The organism is Streptomyces spongiae (genome assembly GCF_009377185.1).
In the GTDB taxonomy this organism is placed as follows: Bacteria; Actinomycetota; Actinomycetes; order Streptomycetales; family Streptomycetaceae; genus Streptomyces; species Streptomyces spongiae.
In genome coordinates this window covers 1-7,726 of the sequence record NZ_VJZC01000481.1, presented here as the reverse complement: position 1 = coordinate 7,726, position 7,726 = coordinate 1, and the positions used below count along the sequence as shown (strand labels likewise).

Below are 7,726 nucleotides of genomic sequence, written 5' to 3'. Positions count from 1 at the left end.
CCTTCATGGGCTCCGCCACGGGCTCGGGGTCGGGCTCGGGGTCCGGCTTGCGGGGCGGCGGGATGTTGGCCGCGGGCTTCGGGGCCGGGGGCTCCACGTGGGTCAGCAGGGCCGACGGCACGAACACCACGGCACGGACACCGCCGTACGGAGAACGCGTGTCCACGGAGACGTTGAAGCCGTAGCGCCGGGCGAGCACGCCGATGACGGCGAAGCCGAACTGGGGCGGGTCGTCGAGGCGGGTCACGTCCACCGAGCGGTGCCCGCTGAGCAGTTCGCCCGCGCGCTCGACCGCGTGCCCGTCCATGCCGACGCCGGCATCGTCGACGACCACGCACGCGCCGTTGTGCACCACCTGGACGTTGACCTCGACATGGGTGTTGGGCTGCGAGTGGCGGGCCGCGTTGTCGAGGAGTTCGGCGACGGCGAGGACGACCGGCTCCACCGCGCGGCTCTCCACGGCGATGTCGACCTGGCCGGTGACGCGGACGCGCCGGTAGTCCCGGATACGGGACGTCGCGCCGCGGACGACCTCGACCAGCGGCGAGGTGGCGCGCTGGCGCCCCGGCCAGGAGCCGCACAGCACGGCGATGGCCTGGGCGCGGCGGCCGAACTGGGCGTTGGTGTGGTCGATCTCCAGGAGGTCGCGCAGCACGTCGGGACGGTCGTGCCGGTCCTGCATCTCGGAGATGGACACCTGCTGCTCGTTGGCGAGGGCCTGGATGGAGCGCATCGACGCCTTCAGCGCGGCCTTCGCGGACTGGTCGGCGCGGGCCTGCGCGTGCTCCACGGCGCCGGAGAAGCGTACGAGGATCTCTTCGAGGCCCTTCGCGAACTCCGTGTCGGCCAGCCGGGCGTCCAGGGGGCCGGGGGCGGACTGGCGCGGGGAGTCCGCGAGGGCGGGCAGGCGGACCAGGACCAGATGGCGCAGCGCCTCGTCCCGTGCGCGCAGTCCGTCCGCGAGGTCCGCGCCGCGTCCCCGCTGTCGGCGGGTGATCCCGTGCTGACGCACCAGAAGCACGGCAACGGCCACCAGAAGTGCGGCCAGGCCCCAGGTCACCGCCTCCGGTATGGGCTCCGTCATGAGGTCACAAGTCCTTACGTCACGTCCACAAGTCGCCATGTCCTCAAGTCGCCGCGGGCGGGCATGAGTGGGCGGAGCGGTCGATGGTAGTTGCGCGACGGCGCGCGCACTTTCCGTGACGCGCACGGAAGTTGCCGTGGGGCGCACAAGTGGTGCGCGCGGCGCACGAAGGCGCGCGGTACATCAGGGAACGCGGCACTCAACTCCGGCATATGCCGTGGCTGATGGTCGCCCATGGCAACGGACGGCCCATTAGGGTTCCCTCCAGTAACGGCCGCCGCCGGCGAACGGTGGACGGCTTCGAACCGTACATAACAGCATGTACGAAACCGTCGGGACCCATCACCGCGAAGGGGGAGCGTTGCCCGCGGGAAGCTACACCGTCGAGTCGCAGACCACAGGAGAGGTGGATCCGCGTGAACGCGCCGACTTCTGGCGCGAGCACATCGGGACGTACCAGCCCCGGATGGGCTTCAGGTACGCCTGCACCGACAACTTCCGCGGCGAGGCGGTCCGCCAGCGCACCGGGGTCTACCAGCTCGTCAAGTACGGCTCGGACCAGATCGAGTACAGCCGGACCTCGCACCAGGTGCGCCAGGACCCCGACGGGGACTACCGCCTGCTGCTGCCGGTGAGCGGGGAGATCGTGCTGCGGCAGGACGGCCAGGAGGCCCGGCTCACCCCGGGGACCGGCACACTGGTCACGTTCGGGGAGCCGTTCCAGTGCCTCCAGGACGCGGACACCCAGGCGTTCATCCTCACCATCCCGGCCCACGAGGTGGACGGCCCGCTGAACCGGAGGTCACCGGTGGCGACCGGTCTCGACCTGACCACGGGCCTGGGCCGGATCGTGGGCTCCATGCTGAACGATCTGTACGAGGAGCGCGACCACCTCACCGACCCGCAGTTCAACGCCGTCTCCGACCGCATCGTCGAGCTGGTCTGCATGCTCGCCGTCGGCGACGACCGGCCGGACACACCGGGCCACCTGGGCGAGGTCGAGGCGATGGTCCGCCGCTACGTACGCGAGCACGCCTGTGACCCCGGCCTCACGGGTACGTCGATGGCGCGGGCCCTGGGCTGGTCACTGCGCCAGATACAGCTCGCCCTGCAGCGCGCCGGCACCACGCCCCGCGACCTGATCCGCGAGGAGCGCCTGCGGCTGGTCCGCGACCGCCTCCAGTGCACGGAGTGCGAGCACATCACGATCACGGACCTGGCCCACGCCTCGGGCTTCTCCTCGGCGAGCACGCTGAGCACGGCCTTCCGCCAGCGGTACGGCGTGAGCCCGCGTGAGATGCGGTACCGCTCCCGCTGAACGGATCGCGCGCCGGAGCGGAGGACACCTTTCGGACAGCTCGGCGGCGTCCGGTTCAGTTGGGCAGGCCCTGAAGGCTGTTGCGGTCCGAAATGGCCCGGTCCTGGGCCTGACGGTAGGTGTCCGCGGCGTCCTGGGGGTTGCCGCTGTGCTGACCACGCCGGGTCAGATCGTTCGCCAGCAGGTGGGCGAGCGAGCCGGGCCCGGGGGGCAGCGCGCGGGAACCGCCCTCGGAGGCGACCTCGGTGGCCTCGACGAAGTCCGACACGAGCCTCAGCGCCTCTAACTCGCCACTGGCGAGCACGACCTGCACCCGTCCCTGCTGCGGCGCCAGCAGCGCCCTGCCGATCCGGTCCCGGTAGGTCTCGCTGAGCCGCCGGGCGAAGCGGTACAGGTAGTCGTCCTCGCCCGGGGAGTCCGGCTCGGGCACGAACTTCCGCAGACGCCCCGCGAGGTCTTCCAGGTCCGTCCCCGGCGAGCGGTACACGGGACGCTCACTGCTCTTGCTGCGGGGGTCGGCCCGCATGGTCAGGACGAAGCGTGCGACAGCCTCCCGCACAGGCCACAGACCCTCACCGAGCCAGCGGAAGGTCCGGCCCTCGGCGGACGAGGAGTCGGGCACGAGGACGAGACACCAACCCGACACCGCGCACCAGTGCAGCTGCGCGGTCCCGGGGCCGCCCAGCAGGGCGGTCTCGAACCTGCTGGTGAAGTAGATCGCACCCTCGACGTCCTTCTGGTGTCGGGACTGCGTCTCGTCGGTGAAGTCACTGTAAACAGCGATACTGCTCACCGGCAGTCCCTCGGCGAGCAGATGCTCCGCGACCGACGCCATGTAGTGCCCGATTCCCCGGTCGAGCTCACTCCGCAAGGACCGCTCACCATCCGGACCCAAGTCCCCCACCCCGGCCCCTCCAACATTCCGCGAAATTCGAAATCTTGGCCCCAGCATAGGCAGTTCTTGTGTCGGTGACACGTGTATTCACCGGACAGCGACGACCGGCGCGCACGCAGCGGCGGAACAGCCCGGGAGAGGCATCCCCGACCGCAACTCGGCAACACGTTCAGGCCGTTGGGGTACGGGTTCACAACGCCAGGGACCCTGGCCCGCTGTGAATGTTACAGGTAGCCGCTGTGCACACTGTGCGACTGTGTATCCGCCCGGACCCAACGGGTGTTCCCGTGGCTGAAGTTGTCCGCCTCAGGGCCCTGACGACGAAGTGTGGAGTACCTCCCTGCGAGAAGCCGACGGAGTACCGTCCCGGCCTCGCCGTGATTGATGCCTGTTCAAGTGAAAATCCCTTCCAGGAGCAACTTGAGCGGCTGGTCAGATGGTTGACGTCTTTCGCTACTCTGTCGCGTACTGGCTGATCGAGAGGACTCCGATGCCTGAACCCCCGCCCTATGACATAAACCCGGAACGCGGTCGGCCGGCCCCTGTGACGCCTCCGCCCCGCAACCGGCACGGCAGGTCGCCCGATTCGGAGCCCGCGCCCTCCCCCGAGGTGCGGTCCCGTCTCGTGCGACTCGCCGTTCTCCCCGCGGCACTCGTGTCGACGGTCGCGGCCTCCACGGTCACCGCTCTGGTCCTGCACCTGGAGCAGGGAGCCGTCGACAGCACCACCTGGGGCATCGTGGGCGGCGCCGCCGCCCTCGCGTGCGGCTGCATAGCCGGTGCCGTCTCCTCCGCCCGTTCCCAGGCCCGGAGGGAGTCGCGGCAGATCGCTTCGCTGCGCCAGACCGTCACCAGCGGCAAGTGGCCGCTCGACGAGGCGCTTGCCGCACTCGAGCGGGGTGAGCAGCTCCATTCACGGGTGTTCACCCACCCGGCTCCCCGCACGGGGGACCCGCGTGAGGTCCTCGTGTACGAGCTCGCCGAGGCCCAGCACAACGCCAGGGAAGCCCTGGTCCAGGCGGCGCGGCTCACCGAGGCCGCCTCCGAGGACAGCCACGACAAGGTCGAGGTCTTCGTCAACCTGGCCCGTCGGCTGCAGTCCCTGGTCCACCGCATGATCCGTGAGCTGGACGATCTGGAGAACCAGGTCGAGGACCCGGACCTGCTGCGGCGCATCTTCGGCATCGACCACCTGGCCACCCGCATCCGGCGGCACGCGGAGAACCTCGCGGTGCTCGGTGGCGCGGTCTCCCGCCGTCAGTGGACCAACCCGGTGACGCTGACCGAGGTGCTGCGCTCCTCCATCGCCGAGGTCGAGCAGTACTCGCGCGTCAAGCTCGTACCGCCCATCGAGGGCACCCTGCGCGGTCACGCGGTCGCCGACGTCATCCACCTCCTGGCCGAGCTCGTCGAGAACGCCACGGCGTTCTCCAAGCCGGACACCCAGATCCTGCTGCGCTCGCGACGGGTCACGGCCGGCATCGCCGTGGAGGTCGAGGACCGGGGCCTCGGGATCCCGCAGCACGACCAGGACCGCATCAACGCCCTGCTCGCGGACCCGGGTCACGTCGACATCGCCACGCTGCTCGCCGACGGACGCATCGGCCTCTTCGTCGTCTCGTCACTGGCCCGCAGGCACGGCATCGCCGTCAGGCTGTCCGGCAACATCTACGGCGGCGTCCAGGCCACCCTCGTGCTCCCGCACCAGCTGCTCGGCACCGAGGAAGGCCAGGCACCGGCGCAGGCGATGCCGGCGGAGCCCCGTCCCGCGCCCGTGGCACCCGCACCGCAGCAGACGTGGGCCGCCTCCTCCGCGCCGGGCACGCCGTCCGCCGCGCCGGGCCGGCAGCCGCAGCACTCCGCGGCCGCTCCCCCCGCGGCAGCTCCCGCGGCACCCCGGCAGGCGATGGCTCAGCCACGGTTCGAAGCACGGCATGAGAGCCGGTCCGCCGGTGCAGGGCTCCCCGACAGCCGGTCCGCGGGAGCCGGGCTCCCCTCACCGCACGGGACCGCCCAGCAGCCGCGGCCCGTGCTGCCGCAACGCCGCCCGCAGAGCCATCTGGCACCAGAGCTCCGCAACGGTCCCCAGAACCATCCGGACGAAGCCGCGGAGGAACCCGGGTTCAACCCCGGCCTTCTGGCCGGCATCAACCGGGGCATGGGCCGTGCCGGCACCTCGTCCGACGTGAGCCCGGGGGGCGACTCGCGCTGGGCCTCGTATCAATCTCAAGGAGAAGAACCGCACCATGGTGAGCGATAGCCACCCCACCGGCCAGAACGTCGACTGGCTGCTGGAGAACCTGAAGAAGACCGTGCCGGGTACGCGGCAGGTGCTGCTGCTCTCTTCCGACGGGTTGAGGAAAGCCCACGCCGATCTCGCCAGCGACGATGCCGACCGGCTCGCCGCGATAGCGTCCGGGCTCAACTCCCTGGGCCGCTCCTACGGCCAGGACCGGATCCTGGGCGGCGGCGGCGCCGTGCGCCAGGTCGTCGTGGAGCTGAACAACGGCATCCTCATCGTGGCCTCCGCGGGCCACGGCGCCGTGCTCGCGGTCACCGCGGACGCGACGACGCACACGGAGACGCTCGGCTACGAGATGGGCATGCTCATCCGCGCCGTGCAGCCGTTCCTCGCCACCCCCGCGCGCCGCCCGACCATCACGTCCTCCGGGGCGGGGAACTGACCATGCCGGACGAGCCGGACGAGATGTTCCTTGACGAGGAGGCCGGAAGACTGGTCCGGCCCTTCACCGTCAGCAACGGGCGCACTCGGCCCTCGACACACTTCGACATGCTCACCCTGGTGATGTCCACCGGCGTACGACCGACCGCCGATCTCGGCCCCGACCACGACCACGTGCTCAGCCTGTGCAGCACTCCCGTGTCGGTGGTCGAGTTGGCGGCCCTCATGAAACTCCCGGTCGCCGTCACCAAGGTCCTCCTGTCCGATCTTGTACAGCAGGAGGCGCTCACCGCACGGGCGCCCCGTGTCATTGAGGCGGCAACGGCCGCCAACCGAGAAACTTTGGAGGCGGTGCTCGATGGTCTTCGCGCGCGGCTCTGACCATTTCCCGACCGCCCTGAAGATCCTCATAGCCGGAGGTTTCGGGGTCGGCAAGACGACCTTCGTCGGGGCAGCCAGCGAGATCGCTCCCCTGAACACCGAAGAGGTCATCACCACGATCAGCGCCCGCACGGACAGCCTCGACGGCGTGGAGGACAAGGCCACCACCACCGTGGCGATGGACTTCGGGCGTATCACCCTCGACTCGGAGCACGTCCTCTACCTGTTCGGCACGCCCGGACAGGAGCGGTTCTGGTTCATGTGGGACGAGTTGTCGGACGGCGCACTGGGAGCGGTCGTTCTCGCCGACACCCGCAGGCTCGACGCCTGCTTCCCCGCGGTCGACTTCTTCGAACTGCGCGGGATCCCGTTCGTCGTGGGGGTGAACGAGTTCGACGGTGCCTACAGGTACACCGACGAGGAGGTACGCCAGGCCATCGGCCTGAAGTCGGAGGCGCCCGTCGTCTTCTGCGACGCACGGCAGTGCAGCTCCAGTACGGGCGTGCTCCTCACACTCGTCGAGCACCTGCTCAGCCTGACCTACGGCTCCGGGGCGCAGGAGGCCAACGTGCTCCGTTGATCCCTGCTCGACCCAGCCGACACCGAACGGAGTTCACATGCACAGCTCAGATCGCTATTCCACGTACGAGCCCCTCGACCGCCTGCTGCTGACCCCCGAGGACCCGGCGGGCCCGCACCGGGCCGCCCGGCTCGCCCAGCTGGGGATCGGGAACACCCCCCTGCCCGAGTTCGACGAGTTCGCGCGCCGACTCGCCACGGAACTCGACGCGCCGTTCGCGATGGTGAACTTCATCGATCACCGCCGTCAGTTCTTCGCGGGGCTCTACACGCCCGAGGCCGGCCCGGTGAACGTGGAGCAGCGGTCGGCGCAGGACCAGGGCGGCGTGGGCCGGGAGATGGGCCTGGACCACGGCTTCTGCCCGCACACCGTCAAGCGGACGGCGGCGCTGGTGCTCGACGACGTCTGCGACTACCCGCGGTTCGCCGGGAACCCGGTCGTGGACGAGATCGGCATCCGCTCCTACATAGGGGCGCCCCTGGCGGACACGCTGGAGGGGATCAACCTCGGGACGATCTGCGTCGTGGACACCGAGGCCCGGCCGTGGGGGCGGCAGCGCCTGGAGATCATCAAGAGCATGGCCCAGGAGATGTCCGACTGGATCCAGGCCCGGGCGGAGGGCCGCACGATGTGACCGGGCGGCCGCTGGTGTTCCGGGGACGAAGGAGTACGGCGGAGTACGGCCGGCTACGGGAAGACGAAGCCGCGGGCACGTGTACGGTGCCCGCGGCTCAGCTGCCTCTGGAGCGACTCCCTGCGCCGCCCCGGGTCCAACTCCCCCGACC

General features: G+C 70.2%; 8 protein-coding genes. 6 read left to right on the top strand and 2 right to left on the bottom strand.

Annotated elements, in window-relative coordinates:
- Window positions 1–1,084: ATP-binding protein (locus FNH08_RS38905; RefSeq protein ID WP_152776247.1), on the bottom strand; the 1,084-nt coding region annotated here is incomplete at its 3' end.
- A gap of 361 nt (window positions 1,085–1,445) precedes the next feature.
- On the opposite strand from FNH08_RS38905, the gene FNH08_RS38900 reads away from it, so the two are divergent.
- On the top strand, window positions 1,446–2,402 hold the full coding sequence (locus tag FNH08_RS38900) for an AraC family transcriptional regulator (RefSeq protein ID WP_152776246.1): 957 nt from the start codon (window positions 1,446–1,448) through the stop codon (window positions 2,400–2,402).
- A gap of 55 nt (window positions 2,403–2,457) precedes the next feature.
- Here the strand turns inward: FNH08_RS38900 and FNH08_RS38895 are convergent, their stop codons facing one another.
- Window positions 2,458–3,273, bottom strand: a complete 816-nt coding sequence (locus tag FNH08_RS38895) for a hypothetical protein (RefSeq protein ID WP_152776245.1) — start codon at window positions 3,271–3,273, stop codon at window positions 2,458–2,460.
- Between the two features lie 649 nt (window positions 3,274–3,922).
- Between FNH08_RS38895 and FNH08_RS38890 the strand changes: the two genes are divergently transcribed.
- Genes FNH08_RS38890 through FNH08_RS38870 form a run of 5 tightly spaced genes read left to right on the top strand, consistent with a single transcriptional unit; the run spans window position 3,923 to window position 7,575 of the window.
- Window positions 3,923–5,557 (top strand): ATP-binding protein, encoded by a 1,635-nt coding sequence (locus FNH08_RS38890; RefSeq protein WP_322726183.1) that lies wholly within the window; start codon window positions 3,923–3,925, stop codon window positions 5,555–5,557.
- Window positions 5,544–5,981, top strand: coding sequence for a roadblock/LC7 domain-containing protein (locus FNH08_RS38885; RefSeq protein WP_152776243.1), 438 nt, complete (start codon window positions 5,544–5,546; stop codon window positions 5,979–5,981). The genes FNH08_RS38890 and FNH08_RS38885 overlap by 14 nt, the downstream gene beginning before the upstream one ends.
- Window positions 5,982–5,983: 2 nt before the next feature.
- The gene (locus FNH08_RS38880) at window positions 5,984–6,361 is read left to right on the top strand and encodes a DUF742 domain-containing protein (RefSeq protein ID WP_152776242.1); all 378 of its coding nucleotides are present in this window, start codon (window positions 5,984–5,986) and stop codon (window positions 6,359–6,361) included.
- Window positions 6,339–6,941, top strand: a complete 603-nt coding sequence (locus FNH08_RS38875) for a GTP-binding protein (RefSeq protein ID WP_152776241.1) — start codon at window positions 6,339–6,341, stop codon at window positions 6,939–6,941. Before FNH08_RS38880 ends, FNH08_RS38875 begins: the two co-directional genes overlap by 23 nt.
- Window positions 6,942–6,978: 37 nt before the next feature.
- Window positions 6,979–7,575: a GAF domain-containing protein gene (locus tag FNH08_RS38870; protein ID WP_152776240.1), complete on the top strand. Its 597-nt coding sequence runs from the start codon at window positions 6,979–6,981 to the stop codon at window positions 7,573–7,575.
- The last annotated feature ends 151 nt before the right edge of the window (window positions 7,576–7,726 follow it).

Bases quoted from the DNA above. Each gene is read 5' to 3' on its own strand.
- FNH08_RS38870 (WP_152776240.1), top strand. From the start codon at position 6,979: ATGCACAGCTCAGATCGCTATTCCACGTACGAGCCCCTCGACCGCCTG.
- FNH08_RS38885 (WP_152776243.1), top strand. From the start codon at position 5,544: ATGGTGAGCGATAGCCACCCCACCGGCCAGAACGTCGACTGGCTGCTG.
- FNH08_RS38875 (WP_152776241.1), top strand. From the start codon at position 6,339: ATGGTCTTCGCGCGCGGCTCTGACCATTTCCCGACCGCCCTGAAGATC.
- FNH08_RS38880 (WP_152776242.1), top strand. From the start codon at position 5,984: ATGCCGGACGAGCCGGACGAGATGTTCCTTGACGAGGAGGCCGGAAGA.